Annotated in this window: 19 protein-coding genes; 4 read left to right on the top strand and 15 right to left on the bottom strand. The window is 63.3% G+C overall.

The genetic code is table 11. The features are described 5' to 3' along the window. Positions 1-106 precede the first annotated feature (106 nt). The 8 genes from ACVMDN_RS10245 to ACVMDN_RS10210 form a co-directional block, all read right to left on the bottom strand. On the bottom strand, positions 107-316 hold the full coding sequence (locus ACVMDN_RS10245) for a hypothetical protein (protein WP_016841790.1): 210 nt from the start codon (positions 314-316) through the stop codon (positions 107-109). A 767-nt stretch (positions 317-1,083) separates the two neighbouring features. Further along, complete coding sequence (locus tag ACVMDN_RS10240; protein ID WP_038374314.1) at positions 1,084-1,299, bottom strand: hypothetical protein; 216 nt, start codon at positions 1,297-1,299, stop codon at positions 1,084-1,086. 223 nt (positions 1,300-1,522) lie between these two features. Then, a complete protein-coding gene (locus ACVMDN_RS10235) occupies positions 1,523-2,551 on the bottom strand; it encodes an NAD-dependent epimerase (protein WP_430641113.1) in 1,029 nt (342 codons plus the stop codon). A gap of 94 nt (positions 2,552-2,645) precedes the next feature. Beyond that, entirely contained in the window at positions 2,646-3,062 is a 417-nt protein-coding gene (locus ACVMDN_RS10230; RefSeq protein ID WP_057020208.1) for a hypothetical protein, read from the bottom strand. Between the two features lie 55 nt (positions 3,063-3,117). After that, complete coding sequence (locus tag ACVMDN_RS10225) at positions 3,118-3,396, bottom strand: hypothetical protein (RefSeq protein WP_456835264.1); 279 nt, start codon at positions 3,394-3,396, stop codon at positions 3,118-3,120. A 169-nt stretch (positions 3,397-3,565) separates the two neighbouring features. Continuing rightward, positions 3,566-3,880, bottom strand: a complete 315-nt coding sequence (locus ACVMDN_RS10220) for a hypothetical protein (RefSeq protein ID WP_141342555.1) — start codon at positions 3,878-3,880, stop codon at positions 3,566-3,568. A 44-nt stretch (positions 3,881-3,924) separates the two neighbouring features. Beyond that, positions 3,925-4,083, bottom strand: a complete 159-nt coding sequence (locus tag ACVMDN_RS10215; RefSeq protein WP_168856472.1) for a hypothetical protein — start codon at positions 4,081-4,083, stop codon at positions 3,925-3,927. Positions 4,084-4,498: 415 nt separating this feature from the next. Beyond that, positions 4,499-4,651 carry a hypothetical protein gene (locus ACVMDN_RS10210; protein ID WP_016841798.1) on the bottom strand — a complete coding sequence of 51 codons (153 nt, stop codon included), beginning with the start codon at positions 4,649-4,651 and terminating at the stop codon, positions 4,499-4,501. Between the two features lie 264 nt (positions 4,652-4,915). Between ACVMDN_RS10210 and ku the strand changes: the two genes are divergently transcribed. Both ku and ACVMDN_RS10200 read left to right on the top strand, forming a co-directional pair. Continuing rightward, positions 4,916-5,893 carry a non-homologous end joining protein Ku gene (gene ku, locus ACVMDN_RS10205; protein ID WP_026192523.1) on the top strand — a complete coding sequence of 326 codons (978 nt, stop codon included), beginning with the start codon at positions 4,916-4,918 and terminating at the stop codon, positions 5,891-5,893. Positions 5,894-5,947: 54 nt separating this feature from the next. After that, positions 5,948-6,175 carry a hypothetical protein gene (locus ACVMDN_RS10200; protein ID WP_016841800.1) on the top strand — a complete coding sequence of 76 codons (228 nt, stop codon included), beginning with the start codon at positions 5,948-5,950 and terminating at the stop codon, positions 6,173-6,175. Positions 6,176-6,205: 30 nt separating this feature from the next. On the opposite strand, the gene ACVMDN_RS10195 is transcribed toward ACVMDN_RS10200, so the two are convergent. Further along, a complete protein-coding gene (locus ACVMDN_RS10195; protein ID WP_016841801.1) occupies positions 6,206-6,370 on the bottom strand; it encodes a Flp family type IVb pilin in 165 nt (54 codons plus the stop codon). Between the two features lie 424 nt (positions 6,371-6,794). On the opposite strand from ACVMDN_RS10195, the gene ACVMDN_RS10190 reads away from it, so the two are divergent. Beyond that, the gene (locus ACVMDN_RS10190; RefSeq protein WP_168856471.1) at positions 6,795-8,429 is read left to right on the top strand and encodes a thiamine pyrophosphate-requiring protein; all 1,635 of its coding nucleotides are present in this window, start codon (positions 6,795-6,797) and stop codon (positions 8,427-8,429) included. 83 nt (positions 8,430-8,512) lie between these two features. Beyond that, the gene (locus ACVMDN_RS10185; protein WP_456835265.1) at positions 8,513-9,727 is read left to right on the top strand and encodes an NAD(P)/FAD-dependent oxidoreductase; all 1,215 of its coding nucleotides are present in this window, start codon (positions 8,513-8,515) and stop codon (positions 9,725-9,727) included. 177 nt (positions 9,728-9,904) lie between these two features. Here ACVMDN_RS10185 and ACVMDN_RS10180 read toward each other — a convergent pair whose 3' ends face one another. The 6 genes from ACVMDN_RS10180 to ACVMDN_RS10155 form a co-directional block, all read right to left on the bottom strand. Further along, positions 9,905-11,149: an ABC transporter substrate-binding protein gene (locus ACVMDN_RS10180; protein ID WP_076833195.1), complete on the bottom strand. Its 1,245-nt coding sequence runs from the start codon at positions 11,147-11,149 to the stop codon at positions 9,905-9,907. Positions 11,150-11,190: 41 nt separating this feature from the next. Next, positions 11,191-12,669 carry an ATP-binding cassette domain-containing protein gene (locus tag ACVMDN_RS10175; RefSeq protein ID WP_141342550.1) on the bottom strand — a complete coding sequence of 493 codons (1,479 nt, stop codon included), beginning with the start codon at positions 12,667-12,669 and terminating at the stop codon, positions 11,191-11,193. Beyond that, positions 12,670-13,596 carry a branched-chain amino acid ABC transporter permease gene (locus tag ACVMDN_RS10170; protein WP_456835266.1) on the bottom strand — a complete coding sequence of 309 codons (927 nt, stop codon included), beginning with the start codon at positions 13,594-13,596 and terminating at the stop codon, positions 12,670-12,672. It lies immediately after the preceding gene. Between the two features lies 1 nt (position 13,597). Next, entirely contained in the window at positions 13,598-14,473 is an 876-nt protein-coding gene (locus tag ACVMDN_RS10165) for a branched-chain amino acid ABC transporter permease (protein ID WP_050424320.1), read from the bottom strand. 94 nt (positions 14,474-14,567) lie between these two features. Beyond that, positions 14,568-15,767 carry an ABC transporter substrate-binding protein gene (locus ACVMDN_RS10160; RefSeq protein WP_244620850.1) on the bottom strand — a complete coding sequence of 400 codons (1,200 nt, stop codon included), beginning with the start codon at positions 15,765-15,767 and terminating at the stop codon, positions 14,568-14,570. A 695-nt stretch (positions 15,768-16,462) separates the two neighbouring features. Further along, complete coding sequence (locus ACVMDN_RS10155; protein WP_057020200.1) at positions 16,463-18,058, bottom strand: MDR family MFS transporter; 1,596 nt, start codon at positions 18,056-18,058, stop codon at positions 16,463-16,465. Positions 18,059-18,066 lie beyond the last annotated feature (8 nt).

The following is an 18,066-nucleotide window of genomic DNA, read 5'->3' as shown; positions in this document are numbered from 1 at the left end:
TCAATTTAGAATTGAAATGTCCGCAACTGCAGGCGCGCGAGCATGCTCGCCGGATTGGCGAGGATGTGGCCGCATATTCTGCCGATGAGAAAGAGGCTGACGGACTTCAGCTGTGAACCCGGCGCAGCGCGACGCGCGGAGTGTTCTGCTCTCGAGACATGCCGAACGAACGCGACGAGCCCGGGCGTTCCTGGATTTCACGTAACTCAGCGATATCAAGCATCAGCGCAACGACTTCGTTGCGCAGCGATTGATTGGTCGCGAGCAACGCCTCTTCGATCGGCTGATGCAAATGTTGAACTTTGTGCTGCTTCATGGCGCGCCCTCGCTCTGCGGTTAAGGGTATGAGCGATGTGATTGAAGTTTCGATGACAGGGTTATTCCGCGCACATGGAAGGCGGTTAATGGGGCAGGTTTGCGACCAACATGGCTCCGAGTTAAATTTTCTCAATCAGGTTCCACAACCTGATCGCGAAGCGCTCGATCGGCGGCCTTTGATGTGTCGTACAGATGAGTTGGCAGCGGCAGCTATGAGGCGCGCGGCTGGACAACGCGGCTCAATGTGGGTCGGAAGCTCTACCAAGCGCATGATATTGCTTGGTGATCATTGATGGCTGCCGCGTCGTTCAACCGAACGTGCATTGTCCGGCTATCACAATGTCGCCGTGTTACAGCGATCGCGCTTCCAGGGACGCGCTCAGGTGCACACAAGATATTCCACCAAAGCTGCTCCTTAGACGCAAAATCTGCTGCTGCCACGTCCATCAAGGATCGCAGAGTGTTTCGACCGGTTGCGAATATTGAAGCGGCTGACGGTGCCTTGAAGCGCTCGAGCAATCCAGCGAAATGAATTCAACGCTGGACATCGGATCAAGCGCGATTTCGCCTCCGCCGGACCCAACCGCGCTAACGCTATTCTAATTAAAATGAGCGGGACCGAAGCGTCGGGCTTGAACAAGGGAGCGGACGCCTTTCGCGCGCTTGTCGCTGCATTCGCACGCGCTTGCACAGCCCTCACGAACAGCAGCGACAGCGAAGATTCGCCATAAGCATCGCTAATTCGCCCCGCGTCGCGATCGCGCGCTATTTCGATTTAGGAGGCGTATCGTCGTCCATCTTGCCACCATTGGCGACGCACTTGTTGAAATAGTCCCGCTGGGCTTTGGCGCCTCCCCGCGCGCTCCCGGAAGCGGGATTGCCGGGCTGTAGCGGCGGAAATGCCTTCGCGACCAAGGCATCGCAGGCGCGCGCCACCTGCACGTCGATCGCATGCGCGGGAACCATTGCGCTGGAGATCATGATCACGGCTGAGGCGATCGCAGAACCCGAGATAACTCGCATTGCCACACTCCGTTCCAAACTGAATCAGTTTTTTTCTCGAGCCCGGACTCGCAATGAGCGCACTAAAGCATGATCCGGAGAAGTGCGAAGCGGTCTTCCGTCGCAACAAAACGCGGATCGCGTTTGCGCGAAGATCAAGCTTTGACCGCGAGCTGGAACACGACGACGCTTCTCGCGGCGCCTAGGTCCGATCGACGTCGTGATAGGCCCGATACCAGGCGACAAACCTGGCAATGCCATCCTCGATCCGCGTCTGCGGGCGGAAGCCGATTTCACGCTCCAGGTCGGAGACGTCGGCGGACGTCTCCAGTACATCTCCCGGTTGCATCGGCATCAACTGCTTTTCGGCCTGCCGCCCCAAGCCCTGCTCGAGCAGCGCCACCACATGCATCAGTTCTTCCGGCCTGCTGTTGCCGATATTGTAGACCCGCCACGGCGCCCGGCTCGAGCCCGGATCGGGATGCGCTCCCGACCAGTTGACGTCGCCTTCCGGCGCGCGGCCGATCAACCGCACCATCGCCTCAACCACGTCGTCGACATAGGTGAAGTCGCGCCGCATGTTGCCGTTGTTGAACAGCTGGATCGGCTTGCCCCTGGTGATCGCGTCGGCGAACGCATAGAGCGCCATGTCCGGCCGATACCACGTCCCATACACGGTGAAAAACCGCAGCCCGGTTGCCGGCACGCGATACAGATGGCTATAGGAATGGGCGATCAGCTCGTTGGCCTTCTTGGTCGCGGCGTACAGGCTGACCGGATGGTCGACATTGTCGTGGACCGAAAACGGCAATTTGGTGTTGGCGCCATAGACCGACGATGAGGACGCAAACAACAGGTGCCTGCACGCAGTGTGCCGGCAGCCCTCGAGGACGTTGAGGAAACCCTCCAGATTGGAATCCGCATAGGCGTGCGGGTTCTGCAGGGAATAGCGCACGCCGGCCTGCGCGGCGAGATGCACCACGACCTCGAAGCGATAACGCTCGAACAGCGCCTTCATGCCGGCTCGGTCGGCGAGGTCGAGCTCCACGAAGGTGAAGCCACGGTGCTGCTTGAGCAGATCGAGGCGCGCGCGCTTGAGCGCCGGGTCGTAATAGTCGTTCAGATTGTCGAGGCCGATGACCGGCTGCCCTGCCCGCAGCAGATGCTCCGCCAGATGGAAGCCGATGAAGCCGGCGCAGCCCGTGACGAGTAGATTGCCTGCGATCACCACGTCTTGCCCGTGCCTTTCGCCTTGCGCCGGACCATTCGAATAAGCCGTTACACGCGGCAGCCGCAGCCGTCTTCGCGTTGCGCGCCGCCAGGCGTCAGTTGCTGGCGGCCGGAGGCTTGTAGTCTGGAAAGCGGCTCAGGACCGCGGCCTTCATGAACTTGAAGTGCGCAATCTCGGTCGCCAATTCCTTCAGCCGGCGCTGGCCGTTGGAGATCTCGGCGTCAAACAGGTCTTGATGATAGTTGTCAAGCGCCTCGCGTTCCAGATATTCGTCAGTGCCGTTGCCGAGAGTCACCGCGGCACGGGCCAGAACATCATCGACGCGGCGGCCAAGACCGGATTGCTCGCTTTCGGCCGCCTGCAACGCGGCCTCGATCGCGGCCATGATCGATCCGATCCGGGCGCGATCGGTCTCGGCATCGCGCTCGGCCGAGCGTGCCTTGAAACCTTCCTCGCCGCGCCGCGATTTGATCAGGTCCTGCGCGCGAGACCGCAAAAACAGCTGAAACATCTGTCAGTATCCGGTTCGGGCCCATTGAGGCAGCACAGGTCAAAATCGCCCGGTCTTAGTTAAAAAAGGGTGAATTGCCCTCGTGCCCGGCCCTCAGGTCGGCTTTCCACTTGATCCAGGCCTTGTCGTGCTTGTCATAGAGCTCGAGCCACCGTCCCTCACCGGCTGACGGCACCAGGCCCGTCCCGTTATCGTGCCCGTCCGCCAGTCCCGGCAGCGAGGAGTCCAGGTCCTCGAACTCCGACGTCTCCTCAAGCGTCAGCCCGACCAGCACACGCCTGCCACTGACATCGACGACATACCGCCTTGGCGAATGCCCCCTGAGATCACTCATGACGTGAAAGTTCCCTTGCGATCCGCGGGGCTGGCGACGAGATCAGGGGCACGCTGGCATGCAACCAACCCGCCTGCCGCGACGGACGCCGACATGATGACCGATTGCATGTTGCCAGCCAACCCCAACTCACCGCACACCGTCGCGCTACCTCGATCGAACTACTCCGCTAGAACGCGCGACGCATGTGGCCGAACGCACTGACCGGCTGTTCCCGCCTCGACGATTTCGCGGCTGATGGCGCCACATACGGTGCATAGATCCGATATTGCGCGCGGCGCTTGTGCGACCGCCACGAGCGCGCGGCGAAACCGGAGAAGAAGCCTGCGACGAACACCGCCGCGAGAATCAGAGCAGGAGAAACCATCACAACCGTCCACGTTCGCCCCGATGTTATTAACATTCGAAGTTGTGACGACATCATGATTGGACGCGCCGAAAGATTGTTCAGCCGCTGGAATTTTTGTGCAATCGAACGACGCATCAATGATCAGGCGTCGACAATAATTGTTCTCGCGAGAGAACGTCTCAGGAGAACCACCAGAGCATGAATTTCAGGAACATCGAGCTGAGAAGATAAATCCACCCCGCCATCGCCAGCACCGTCAGTCCGACGAAGACACCTGAAACGCTTTTCTCCTTGAAGCGCGCCAGCAACGAGTTTTTTTCTTCTTGCGAGTAGAACATCTCAGGCTCAAGGCGTAACTGATTCAAATCAGCTAGCAGTCAATTTCGATGATCTCGTGACGGGTCGCAGCAGCCATTCGCATCGCGCATCACAGATCACCGCTGCAAAACGCCGCCAGGCCGCACGCCATCGCGCAGTGGAAATTCCGTTCGACACGATCAGGAATTTTACGTCGGCGATCGCGGCGGCCCGCGCGCCGGAATTTCCCTTCGGATCCTCGCCCGATCGACGTCACATACGTCGATCAAGACGGTCGTGCAGCTTGACCATGCGATGTGGCCGGCATGCAGGATAGCCGCGCGCCGGAGGCCGGCGCGACCGAACGGATTCTTCCCGGGAGCAATCTGCCCGCTTCGCCCTGCCTCTCAGTTTAACAATCAAGTCCTCGCACGCGGTCAACCAATGATAATCGCCTCACACGCGGAAAAAGGCGAACCAGACAATGCCGAGGATCAGGACGGCCAGCCCTGTCGAGGCCGTGAGCAGCGCGAGAACCGAAGGTCCAGGCTCGGCCTGCCGTGCCTCGGTCGGGGTTTCGACGATTTGACCGTGTCGTTCCGTTGCCATGGCAACCTCTTTGCTTAAGTGCCTGTAATTCCGGCGTTTGCCGCGCCCCTTCGACAGCCAACGCGTGATCGGGAGCGATGTTCCGAGAGCGTTGACGGCTGGGCCGACGGCAGTCCCGCCCGCCGCGTCAAACGGGCGCAGCGCGAGGACACGGTTAACGCCGTTGCGAGATTCACCGGGCCGTGTTGTTTCAAACTGGGGTTCCCGGTGTTATCCTTGACCGTTCCGTCGGTTGCGTAATCGGAGTTTCCCTGGAGTTTCCCCATGGCCCCTCGCGCCAATTGGAAGGGCTTTTTGCGCCTTTCGCTCGTGACTTGCCCGGTTGCCCTGTACCCGGCGACATCGGATACCGAAAAGGTCTCCTTCAACCAGATCAACCGCAAGACCGGCCACCGGATCAAATACGCCAAGGTCGACGCGGAGACCGGCGAGGAAGTCTCCACCGAAGACATCATGAAGGGCTACAAGGTCGACACCGACACCTATATCGAGGTCACCAAGGAAGAGCTCGACGACATCGCGCTGGATTCGACCCGCACCATCGAGATCGACGAATTCGTGCCGCGCAGCGAGATCGACAGCCGCTATCTGATCCGCCCCTACTACCTCGTTCCCGACGGCAAGGTCGGCCACGACGCCTTTGCGGTGATCCGCGAGACCATCCGCAGCCTGAACAAGGTCGCGATCGGCCGCGTGGTGTTGACCAATCGCGAGCACATCATCGCGCTCGAGCCGCTCGACAACGGGCTGATGGGCACGCTGTTGCGCTACCCGTATGAGGTGCGCAGCGAGAAGGAGTATTTCGACGACATCCAGGATGTGAAGATCACCAAGGACATGCTCGATCTCGCCAAGCACATCGTCGAGCAGAAGTCCGCCGACTTCGATCCGGAGGAGTTCGAGGACCGCTACGAGCAGGCGCTGATCGACCTGATCAACCAGAAGCGCAACGGCATCAAGGTCGCCAAGCCCGCGGCGAAGACCAGCGGCAACGTCATCAACCTGATGGACGCCCTGAAGAAGAGCCTCGCCAACGAGAAGCAGGCCGCGCCCGCCAAGGCCGAGGCAAAGGCAGCAAAGGGCAAGAAGCCGAAGAAGCGCATCGAGGGCCAGCGCGAAATGCTGCTGCCGATCTCGGGCAGCGGCAAGCGCGAGCCCAAGGAGGCCGCCAAGCCCGAGCCGAAGAAGGCCGAGAAGACAACGCGTGCCCAGGGCACCGCGGCGCGCAAGAAGGCAGGCTAGCGCAGCGACCGCAAGATGAGCCCGGTCCATAGCGCCTGAGATGTCCCGGTCGAGATGCCCTGGTCGACGCCGTTTGACGAACCGATCGCGCTGCATCGCGGCGGCACACTGGTGACGCTGCAGCACGCCGCCGACTACATCATGAAGCTATCGGAAGACACCCAGCAGGAAACGCGCTGGCAGATCGCGGTCGAGCATCTGATCAATGCGGCGGAACAAGGCGCCGGCTGGTTGATGTTCGCGCGCATCGCGATGCTGCGCGCGTTGAACGGGGACGACTGAATCCGGAAAATGCCGAGCTGCCGGCAGGGCTTACTTGAATGCCGAGCTGACGGCATTGAATTGGCCGCTCACGCTGGTGCCGATGCCCCTGACGCCGGCGACGATCACGATGCTGATGCCTCCGGCGATGATGGCGTATTCAATGGCCGTCGCCCCGACCTCATCACGCAGAAACCTTGCCATCAACGCGCGCATGAAAAGCTCCTGTCCGACGCTCGCGGCTTTTTCTCCCGCGCCGTAGTAATATGCCGGCCAAACTAGGCCACATTGGTTGACGGCCCATTGAGGGAAAGGATGAACGGTCGCTTAAAAGTTGCAGCGAATTTCCGTGCTAGTTCTGCCTGCATCGGGTTGCCGCCGGGCGAGGCACTTGGCCGCGGCCGGAGCGCTTTCCAGCGAAGTGGACACCGGCTCGCGCAAAGAAAACGCGTCAAAACAAGTATCTAGAGCTCCGTTCTGATCCTGTCTGAGCGGAAACAGCTCCAGTCGTAAACGCATATCAGAACTACCTGATCCGGCCCCGGCCGCGCTTTACCGGTGCCGCGGAATCCTGTTCCTTTATCGGACAGGCGACAACGAGGCCGGAACGAACCGGCCGCATGCAAAGGGAGCGACCGTCATGAAGCTCGGCACCGCAATCGCGGAAATCATGAAGCGCGAGGGGATCGAGATCCTCACGGGCTACCCGGTCAACCACCTGATCGAATACGCCGCCAATGCCGACATCCGCCCGGTGATGGTGCGCCAGGAGCGCATCGGCGTGCACATGGCAGACGCGATCTCCCGCGTCACCTCGGGCGAGAAGATCGGCGCCTTCTGCATGCAGCACGGCCCCGGCGCGGAGAACGCGATGGGCGGCGTCGCGCAGTGCTACGGCGAATCCGTGCCCGTCCTGGTGCTGCCGATGGGCTATGCGCGTCGGCTGGCGAATATCGACCCGAACTTCAATTCCAGCCAGGCGATGAAGGCGTTTTCAAAATCGTCGGAGCCGATCAACATCGCAGCCGAGGTCTGCAACATCTTTCGGCGGGCGTTTACAAAATTGAAGAACGGCCGCGGCGGGCCGGTCATCGTCGAAATTCCCGTCGACATGTGGAACGAGGAGGTGCCGGAGCCTTTGAACTACACGCCGGTGCTGCGCACCCGCTACGGCGCCGACCCCGTCCATGTGAAGGAAGCAGCCGCCCTGCTCGTTGGCGCCAAGCGTCCGGTGATCTATGCCGGCCAGGGCGTGCATTATGCAAAGGCCTGGCCGCAGCTGAAGCGCCTCGCCGAACGGCTCGCGATCCCGGTCACCACCAGCCTCGGCGGCAAGTCGTCCTTCCCCGAGACGCACCCGCTCTCGCTCGGCTCCGGCGGCCTCGCGGTGCCGCGCGCGGTGCCGAAATTTCTTTCCGAAGCCGACGTGATCTTCGGCATCGGCTGCTCCTTCACCGAGACGTCATTCGGCATCGCGATGCCGAATGGCAAGACCATCATCCATTCGACGCTCGATCCGAACCACATCAACAAGGATGTCGAGGCCAAGGTCGGTTTGGTCGGCGACGCCGGCCTGGTGCTCGACGCGCTGCTGGAGGAGATCGGTAAGACCGTGACCTCGGACCGCAACGCAAGTGCGGTCGCCGAGGAGATTGCCGCTTCCCACAAGGAGTGGCTCGCCAAGTGGATGCCGAAGCTGACGCACAACGACGCGCCGCTCAATCCCTACCGCGTGCTGTGGGACCTGCAGCACACCGTCGACATCCACAACACCATCATCACCCACGACGCCGGCAGCCCGCGCGACCAGCTCTCGCCGTTCTGGAAGTCGGTCGAGCCGCTGTCCTATATCGGCTGGGGCAAGACCACGCAGCTAGGCTACGGCCTCGGCCTTGCGATGGGCGCCAAACTGGCAAAGCCGGACAAGCTCTGCATCAATGTCTGGGGCGATGCCGCGATCGGCTTTACGGGGATGGACTTCGAGACCGCGGTGCGCGAGCGGATTCCGATCATGTCGATCCTGCTCAACAATTTCTCGATGGCGATCGAATTGAAGGTAATGCCGATCTCGACCGAGAAATACCGCTCGACCGACATCTCCGGCGATTACGCCGCGATGGCCCAGGCCTTCGGCGGCTACGGCGAACGGGTGACCAAGCCCGAGGACATCATCCCCGCGATCAAGCGCGGCATCCAGAAGACCAAGGAAGGCGTGCCGGTGCTGCTGGAATTCATCACCAGCAAGGAGACCGAGGTGTCGCGGCCGGGGACGTGACGGCAACTCACACGCCGCTCTGCCACTTGATTTGACCGCGCCAGCGCAGGCAAGCTCCCTCCGGTGCAACTTCGGAGGGAGAGATGGCGCGCATCCTGGTGCTGGGGGCCGGCTTTGCCGGGCTATGGGCCGCGCTCGGCGCAGCCCGCAAGCGCGACGAGATCGGTGCACGGGCAGCGGACACCGAGATCCTCGTCGTCGATCGCAACGCCTATCACAACATCCGGGTGCGCAATTACGAGGTCGATCTCGGCGATGTCGCGCTGCCGCTCAAGGACCTGCTCGATCCGGTTGGCGTCGGCCACATGGTGGCCGAGGTCGCGGCGATCGATCCGGCGACGCGCGCGGTCACGATCAAGACCAGCGCGGGCGCGGAGGTTCTGAGCTACGACCGGCTGGTGCTGACCACCGGCAGTGAGCTGGTCCGCCCCGCCATTTCGGGCCTTGCCGCCCACGGCTTCGATGTCGACACGTATGAGGCAGCGATGCGGCTCGACGCGCATCTGGCGGCGCTCGGCAACGAGCCGCCCTCAGAAGCACGCGCGAGCGTCGCCATCGTCGGCGCAGGGTTCACCGGGATCGAGGTCGCGGCCGAGATGCCGGCCAAGCTGGCGCACGCCGGCATCACCGGCGATCATCGGGTCATCCTGATCGATCCCAATCCCGTCGTCGGCGCGACCTTCGGCGCGCATGGCCGCCCGGTCATCAACGAGGCGCTGGCCACGCTCGGCGTCGAGACGCGGCTGAATGTCCGGGTCAGTGCCGTCGGCGCCGACAGCATCACGCTCGATAGCGGCGAGATCATTCCGACCAAAACCGTGGTGTGGTGCGCCGGCATGCGCGCCAGCCCCCTCGCCGCCTCGCTGCCGGTCAGGCGCGACGCGCTCGGCCGCATCAAGGTCGACCATACCATGCGCGTCGAAGGCCTTGCGGACGTCTTCGCCGCCGGCGACGTCGCCGCCTGCCTGATCGACGGCGAGCACCCGACCGTGATGTCGTGCCAGTTCGCGCGGCCGATGGGCCGCTTCGCCGGCCACAATGTGGTGGCGGACCTGTTTGGCGAGAAGTTGCTGCCGCTCAATATCGACTGGTATGTGACGGTGCTCGATCTCGGCGCCTGGGGTGCGCTCTACACCACCGGCTGGGACCGCGAGGTGCACACCACAGGCGCCGCCGCCAAGCTCACCAAGCAGACCATCAACCAGCAGCGCATCTATCCGCCACGCAACGGCGACCGCGCCGCGCTGCTCGCCGCGGCCGCGCCGACGATCCAGACGGCGCCGCCGACGCGCAAGTAGTTTGGACTCACATTCGCCGATCGTCATTGCGAGCCACCCGGTCGGCGCGAAGCGCCGCCGGATGACAGGCTCCGCGAAGCAATCCACCCCGGGATAGATGGATTGCTTCGTCGCTACAGCGCAAAATGGCTTCGCAATTTTGTCGCGAGCTCCTCGCAACGACGGCGAGTACGTCTGCTACTGCGACAGCTTCACGAAGTTCGGAAACTTCATCTGGCCCTCGGCGATCGCCTTCGGCCAGACCGTGATCTGCTTGCCGCCCTGCCACTGGAACACGAGGCCGGTCACCGCGCCCGGACCGGACTTGATGCCGTGGGTGAACTCGTCGTTCTTGCCATAGAACTGGATCTTGCCGATCGTGCCCTCGAAGTCGGTCTTCTCGAGCTCGGTCACCATCTTGTCCGGATCGGTCGAGCCGGCGCGCTGGATCGCCTCGGCGATGATGTAGACCTCGTCATAGGCGGTGTAGCCGGTATAGGCCGGCGGCGTGCCGAACTTGGCCTTGAACGCCGCCGCAAACGGCTTGGTCTTCGGCGTTACCGCAACATCGGGCGTTGCCACCGCGAGCGAGGGCACGCCCTCGGCCGCGCCGTTGGTATCGCCCCAGAAGGTCGGGCTCAGCGCCTGCGCGCTGATGCCGAACATCGGGATCGGCACCTGCTGGTTCTTCCACTGCACGGTCGGCTGCACGCCGACATGGGAGATGCCGGTGACGATCACGTCGGGCTTGGCGGCTTCCATCTTGTTGAAGATCGGCGTGAAGTCGGTGGTGTCGGGCGAGAAGCGAATGTGCTCGACCACCTTCAGGCCCGCTTTCGGCAGGCAGGCCTCGTAGCCGACGTCGAGCGGCTTGGTCCAGGCCGCGTCCTCGCTCATGATCGCGACCGACTTGAACTTGAGCTGGTCGACCAACAGCTCCTTGGCCGCGTCGCAGACCAGCTGCGCCTGCGCGGCCGAGGTCAGGTAGCCGTGGAAGGTGTACTTGTTCTTCTCATAGTCGTTGTGCACCGCCTTGGTGATCTCGTTCGAGGCGGCGCCGGGCGTGATCAGCGGCATCTTCAGCCGCGCAGCCCACGGCTCGAGCGCCAGCACGACCTCGCTGATGTAACTCGCGATCACGGCCGAAACCTTGTCCTCGCTCACCGCGCGCTGGAAGGCGCGCACCGAGTCCGCCGACGAGCTCTTGTTGTCGTAGGTGACGATCTCGATCTTGCGGCCCATCACGCCGCCCTTGGCGTTGATCTCGTCGGCTGCGATCTGCGCGCCGCCCGGCGTCGCCGCGCCCGCGATCGACTGCACTTCGGCAATGATACCGATCTTGATCGGGTCCTTGGACTGCGCATAGGCCGGTGCCGCGAGGCAGAGCGCGAGCGCCGAGGCCAACAGGCTCACGCGGGTCGCGGTTGAATATGCTGTCATCATGATCTCCCTTGCTTTGCTTTCTTCTTTTCAAACTGCGAACGTCAGAGAAAGTCCTTGCCGGCCTCCGCGGCGAACCGGCCCGGATCGCCCTCCCAGACGATCCGCGCGTGCTCCAGCACATAGACGCGGTCGGCATGCGGAAGCGCAAACGTCACGTTCTGCTCGCCCAGCAGCACCGTGATCTTGGTGGTCTGGCGCAGCTTCTCCAGCGCCTTCGACAGCAGCTCGAGGATGACAGGCGCAAGCCCCAGCGTCGGCTCGTCCAGGATCAGGATCTGCGGCTGCATCATCAGCGCGCGGCCGATCGCCAGCATCTGCTGCTCGCCGCCGGACAGCGTCTGCGCCATCTGGCCCTGGCGTTCCTTCAGGATCGGGAACAGCTCGAACAGCCAGGCGAGTTGCTTGGCCCGCGCCGCGTCGTCGAGATGTTGGCCGCCGAGGTCGAGATTTTCCCGCACCGTCATCTCGCCGAACAATTCGCGCGATTCCGGACATTGCACGAGGCCGGAGCGAGCGATCTTCGCAGGTCCCGTGCCGCGCAGTGGCTGCCCGCCGCGCAGGATCTCGCCGGTATACGGCAGGAAACCCGAGATGGTGTTGAACAGCGTGGTCTTGCCGGCGCCGTTGAGGCCGACGACGGAGACGAACTCGCCCTCATGGACGTGGATCGAGACGTTTTCCAGCGCCTGCGCCTTGCCGTAATGCACGCTGATATTCTCGACCTGCAGCAGCGGCACCTTGTCCTTGAACGAGGTCTCGGGCCGCGCGTGCGTCTGGATCGCGCCGCCGAGATAGACCCGCCGCACGGTCTCGTTCTTCATCACGTCCTCGGCGCGGCCGGTCGTGATCTCCTCGCCGAGATACATCGCGAGCACGCGGTCGACCAGCGCCGCGACGCTCTTGACGTTGTGGTCGACCAGCATCACCGCGCGGCCCTCGTCGCGGAAGCTGCGGATCAATGCCGAGAAGGTGCCAACCTCGGCGCTGGTGAGACCAGCGAAGGGCTCGTCGACCAGCACGACCTTGGGGTCGCGCGCGATCGCTTTGGCCAATTCCAGCCGGCGCAGGTCGGCGAACGGCAGCGTCGGCGGGCGGCGGTCCATCACTGCCCCTAGCCCGACGCGCTCGGCGATCCACTTGGCGCGCTCGGTCAGCGCCTTGTCGGGAAACAGCATGAACAGGCTGTCGGGCAACAGCGCGACCATGATGTTCTCCAGCACGGTCTGCCGGTTCAGCGGCCGCGAGTGCTGGAACACCATGCCGAAGCCCTTGCGCGCGATCTTGTGCGCAGGCAGCCCGGCGACGTTCTCGCCTTCGAACAGCACCTCGCCCGCGGTCGGGCGCTCGATGCCCATCACGCTCTTCATCGCGGTCGACTTGCCCGAGCCGTTCGGTCCGATCAGGCCGAGGATCTCGCCGGGATGCAGATCGAACGAGAGGTTCTTCACGGCGGTCAGGCCGCCGAATCTTTTGGTCAATCCGCGGACGGTGAGCGTTGCGGTGGTCACAGTCTGATCCATTTAAGAGCGGGCCTCGCGTGACAGGGCCGCTCCGAGGAAACCGCCGGGGAAGAACAGGACGACGAGCAGCGCCACCGCCGAGACGATGAAGGTCGCTAGCTCGCCGGTCGGACGCAGGAACTCGCCGGCCACGATCAGGAAGATCGCGCCCAGCGCGGCTCCCAGCACGGTGCGCCGGCCGCCGAGCACGGCGGAAACGATCACGTTCACGCCGACCGCAACGTCAACCACGGTGCCGACCGAGGCGGTGCCGAAGTAGAACACGAGCAGCGCGCCCGACAGTCCCGAGAAGAAGGCGCTGACGATGAAGGCCGCGAGCTTGTGCTTGACGATGTTGAAGCCGAGCGCACCGGCCTGCACCGGATCCTGCCCGCTCGCCTGCAGCACGAGGCCGACCGGCGATTGCGACAGGCCGTAGAGGATGGCCGCGCTCACGGTCATGAAGCCGAGCGCGATCCAGTAATTGGCGCCGGCATTGATGGTGATGACGTCGGGGATGGTGAGCCCGATCTCGCCGCCGGTGAGATCGGCGAACACCACGACGAAGTTCTGCAGCATCAAGACCGCCACCAGCGTGGTCAGGCCGAAATACGGCCCCCTCACCCGCAGCGCCGGCAGCGCCAGCACGAAGCCCGCGACGACCGACGCCAGCGCGCCGAGCAGGATGCAGAGATAGACCGACCAGCCGAACTGGTTGTTGAGGATCCCGGCGGTGTAGGCGCCGGTGCCGATCAGGAAGGTCGGCCCGAAATTGACCTCGCCGGCGAAGCCGAACAGGAGGTCCCAGGCCATCGCGAACACGCCGAAATAGAACGCGACGGTCAGCAGCCCGAGGATGTAGCCCGAGACGTAGAACGGCAGCGTCGCGCCGACCACCACGCAGACCAGCGAAATGAAGAACAGGCGCGAGGAAAAGAAGCTGGCCATCTCAGCGCCTCCCGAGCAGGCCCTGAGGCCGGATATACATCACGAACACCAGAAGCAGCAGCGCCGGAATGGTGCGATAGGCCGGCGAGATCATGTAGGCCGTGATGGTCTCGAGATAGCCGACGACGAAGGCTGCGATCAGCGAGCCCGACACGCTGCCGAGGCCGCCGAGCACGACGATCGAGAACGCGCTCGCGGTCAGCGGCCCGACGCTGTAGGAGCTGACGCCGAGGAACATGCCGAGCAGCACGCCGGCGATGCCGGCGAGAATGCCGTAGATGCCCCACACCACGATGTAGATCTGGGTGAGCTCGAGCCCGAGCAGCGTGACGCCGCGCGGGTTCATCGAGGCCGCCAGTACCGCCTTGCCGGTCCTGGTGCGGTTCACCAGAAGCCACAGCAGGCCGATCACGAGGCAGCAGACCAGCGCGGTGAAGATATTGTTGCGCGGTGTGCGGTTGCCGAAGATATCGACGACACCCTCGACGATCGGCAGCACCGTCTTGGCGTTGTTGGTGAAGAAATAGGCGATCAGCTCCTGGATCATGATGCCCCACAGCAGGGTGCCGGTGAGGACGAAGATTTCCTTTTCCTCGTTGGGGATCCGCGTTGAATTCTGGATCGGCTTGACGACCGCGAAATAGGTCGCGAACGACACGATCAGCGCGACGCCGACACCGAACAGCGCGCCGGTGTAGATGTCGAGGTGCAGCACGCTGGCCGCGGCCCAGGCCGCGACCGCCGCGGCCACCATGATGGCACCGTGGGAGAGATTGAGGACGCCGGAGACACCGAAGATCAGGGTGAAACCGGTGGCGCCGAGCGCATAGAGCGCACTGATGGCAAAGCCATCGATCAGGATTTGTAAGGCAAGCATCTCAGATTGGCCGCGGCAGCAGGGCTGCCTGTTGTGGAGGACACAGAACCGAACAGGGATGCTCCCGGGTGGGGCCCGGGAGCATGATCATCGGTCAGTTCGTGGTGACCTTGATGAAGCTCGGGAACTTGAGATCGCTTTTGGCGACCTCCTTCGGCCAGACCGCGACCTGCTTGCCGCCCTGCCACTGCAGCATCAGTCCGGTGATCAGGCCCTTGCCGTATTTGATCGAATGGGTGAACGGATCGTCCTTGCCGTAGAACTGGACGCGTCCGATGGTGCCTTCCCAGTCGGTCTTCTCCAGCGCATCGACCATCTTGTCGGCCTCGACCGAGCCGGCGCGCTTCACCGCATCGGCGATGTAGTAGACCTCGTCATAGGCGGTGTAGCCCGCGTAGGACGGATAGTTGCCGTAGCGCTTCTTGAAGCCTTCCGCGAACGGCACCGACTTCGGCGTCACCGCGACGTTCGGGCCGGACACGCCCTGATACAGCACGCCTTCCGCCGCGTCGTTGGTGTCCTTGCCGAAGGTCTCATTGGTCGCCTGCGAGGAAATGCCGAACATCGGAATCGGCACCTGCTGGTTCTTCCACTGCACCGTCGGCTGCACGCCGACATGCGAGATGCCGGTGATGATCACGTCGGGCTTGGAGCCTTCGACCTTGTTGAAGATCGGCGTGAAGTCGGTGGTGTCGGGCGAGAAACGGATATGGTCGACGACCTTGAGCCCGATCTTCGGCAGGCACTCCTCGTAGCCGACATCGAGCGGCTTGGTCCACGCGGCATCCTCGCTCATGATGACCGCGGTCTTCATGTGCTTCTGATCGACCAGCAGCTCCTTGGCGGCGTCGCAGACCGACAGCGCCAGCGCGGCCGAGGTCAGGTAGCCGTGGAAGGTGTACTTGTTCTTCTCGTAATCGGCGTGGACGCTCTTGCTGATCTCGTTGGAGGCGGCGCCGGGCGTGACGAACGGCGTCTTCAGGCGCGAAGCCCAGGGCTCGAGCGCCAGCACCACTTCGCTGATGTAGCTCGAAATGACGACGTTGACCTTGTCTTCGTTGACCGCGCGCTGGAACGCGCGCACCGAATCCGCCGAGGACGAGTGGTTGTCGTAGCTGACGATCTCGATCTTGCGGCCGTCGATGCCGCCCTTGGCATTGATCTCGTCGGCGGCCAGCTGCGCCGCCTGTGGGATCGATGCACCGGCAATCGCCTGCGCTTCGGCGATCACGCCGATCTTGAGGGTGTCGGCAGCCAGCGCTCCGCTCGGCGCCGCAGCCAACAGGCCCAACATGGCCGCTCCTGCAAGTTTCTGCATCGCGTGCACGGGGAGTCGCAATGTTCTTGTCACCCTGTTTCTCTCCTCTTTTTCTTCGGCTGCTTCGAGCTCTTGGGGCGCGACTATAGCCGCGACAAAATGCGCAGCAAGTGAAACTGCGCGCAGATCGCCATGCAAGGACGGTGACTAAAGTAGTGGGTCGGCGCTCACCAAATGAACAAACATGAGGCAGCGGGGGAATAAAGTGGTGGTGCACCGATCGCTCAGATCGTCATTCCCCGCTGCGCAAATTACGCGGGGCGAGCGAAGCGGAGAGAGCGGAACGAAAAGCACGGCTCGGGCAATTCATGTCGCGAGAACGCGGATTGTTGCCCGCTGGCCGTGCGACAAGCTCAGTGCCGTCCCTGCGAAAGCGCTAGCGTATATACATATCCTCCGCAGTCTTTCCGGAGTCTTCTCAAAGAGTTGGCCGAAAACCGCAGAGAGCTTACTCATCTGCACTAGGGTTGCGCCCGCCGATTTCGGCTCTCGCCTAGTAGCTAACCCCTTGATGATGAGTCGGTTTTCTAGCCTCGAAGAGATGTGTAAATGCCCTAGTGCGAAAGCGGGGACCCACAACCACGGATGCTCATTGTTACGCGATTTGGAACGACGAGTCCGATTCACAACATCCGCCGCGGCGACGACAGCGGTGTATGAGTCGACTGCCTCTACTCCGCCATCTCCGCCGGCGGGCGGGCGGCGGGACCAGCGAGCGGGCGCTCTTCCATCGTGATCATGCAGATCGAGGCGGTGGTCAGCAGCACGGCGGCGGCGCCGAACACGTAGCGGAACGCATGGATCATGTCGGCCATCGGGATCGCGCTGACGGTGCCGGCGGAGGCGGCATGATGCTCGCCGGCGAGCGAGATGTCGGTCCCCAGCGTCATCAGCAGGATGGTAGTGAAGGCGGCGACCGTGAAGGAGGCCATCATCGCGCGGAAGAAGTTCATCGCGCCGGTCACGGTACCGACCTGCGGCCGCGCCACCGCGTTCTGCAACGACACCACGCTGATCGGGAATGTGGTGCCGAGGCCGAGCGCGAACACGCTCATCAACAGCAATAATCCCCACAGCGGCAGCGTCGTCACCGCCATGCCGACGGCACAGATCGCGGCCACCGAGGTGCCGACGATGGCGACGCGCTTGTAGTGCTTGGCCTTCGCCATGGTCCGGCCGGCGATCGCCGCACCGAAGGTCGAGATCGCCGCGAGCGGGATCAGCGCGAGGCCGGCCTCGCTGGCGGTGAGATGATAGACCACCTCGTAATAGAGCGGCAGATGCACGGTGAGGCCGACCATGGCGCCGAGCGCACAGCCGCCCGCCCCCATCGCGAACGGCACCACCGAGCCGCCGAGCAGCGACAGCGGCAGGAACGGCTCGTCGGCGCGGCGCGCGTGCCAGACGAAGGCGCCGGCGAGCGCGATCGAGGCGCCCACCATCGCGGTGATGGTCGGCGACAGCCAGGACAGACGGGTGCCGCCCCAGGTCAGCACCAGCATCAACACGACGGCCGAGGCCATCAGCAGGATGCCGCCGAGCCAGTCGACCTTGCGCTTGCGGTGGAACACCGGGATCTTGCCCATCTTCGGCAACAGCAGCGCCAGCGCCGCCGCCGCGAGCGGCAGATTGATCCAGAAGATCATCGACCAGTGCAGATGCTCGGCGAACACGCCGCCGACCACCGGGCCGAGAATGCCGCCGGCCATCCAGACGCTGGAGAAATAGGCCTGATAGCGGCCGCGCTCGCGCGGGCTCACCACGTCGGAGATCACGGTCTGGACTACCGGCATGATGCCGCCGCCGCCGAGCCCCTGCAGGCCGCGGGCAACGATCAGCATCGTCATGCTGGGCGCGATCGCGCACAGCACCGAGCCGACCACGAACAGGCTGAGCGAGGTGATGATCATGACGCGGCGGCCATAGATGTCGCTCAGCGTGCCGAACACCGGCGCCACCGCTGTCGAGGCCAAGAGATAGGCCGTGATCACCCAGGACAGATTGGTGACGTCGTGAAACTGGCGCCCGATCGTCGGCAGCGCGGTCGCGACGATGGTCTGGTCGAGCGCGGCCAGGAACATCGTCAGCATCAGGCTGATGACGATGGTGCGGACCTCGTCCGGATTGAGTGGTGCCGGCGGCGCCAGCGGCGGCGCTTCGCTGAGTTCGATCACCTCGCTCGGAAGGCGGGACAGCTCTTCGGCAATGTCGTCGGGCAATGTCTCTTGGTCGGCAGGAATCCGGCTCTGCCGTTCATACTTGTTCATTTGAGGCG

The sequence above is a fragment of the Bradyrhizobium sp. USDA 4510 genome, assembly GCF_054059095.1.
This window is presented reverse-complemented; position numbering and strand designations above follow the sequence as displayed.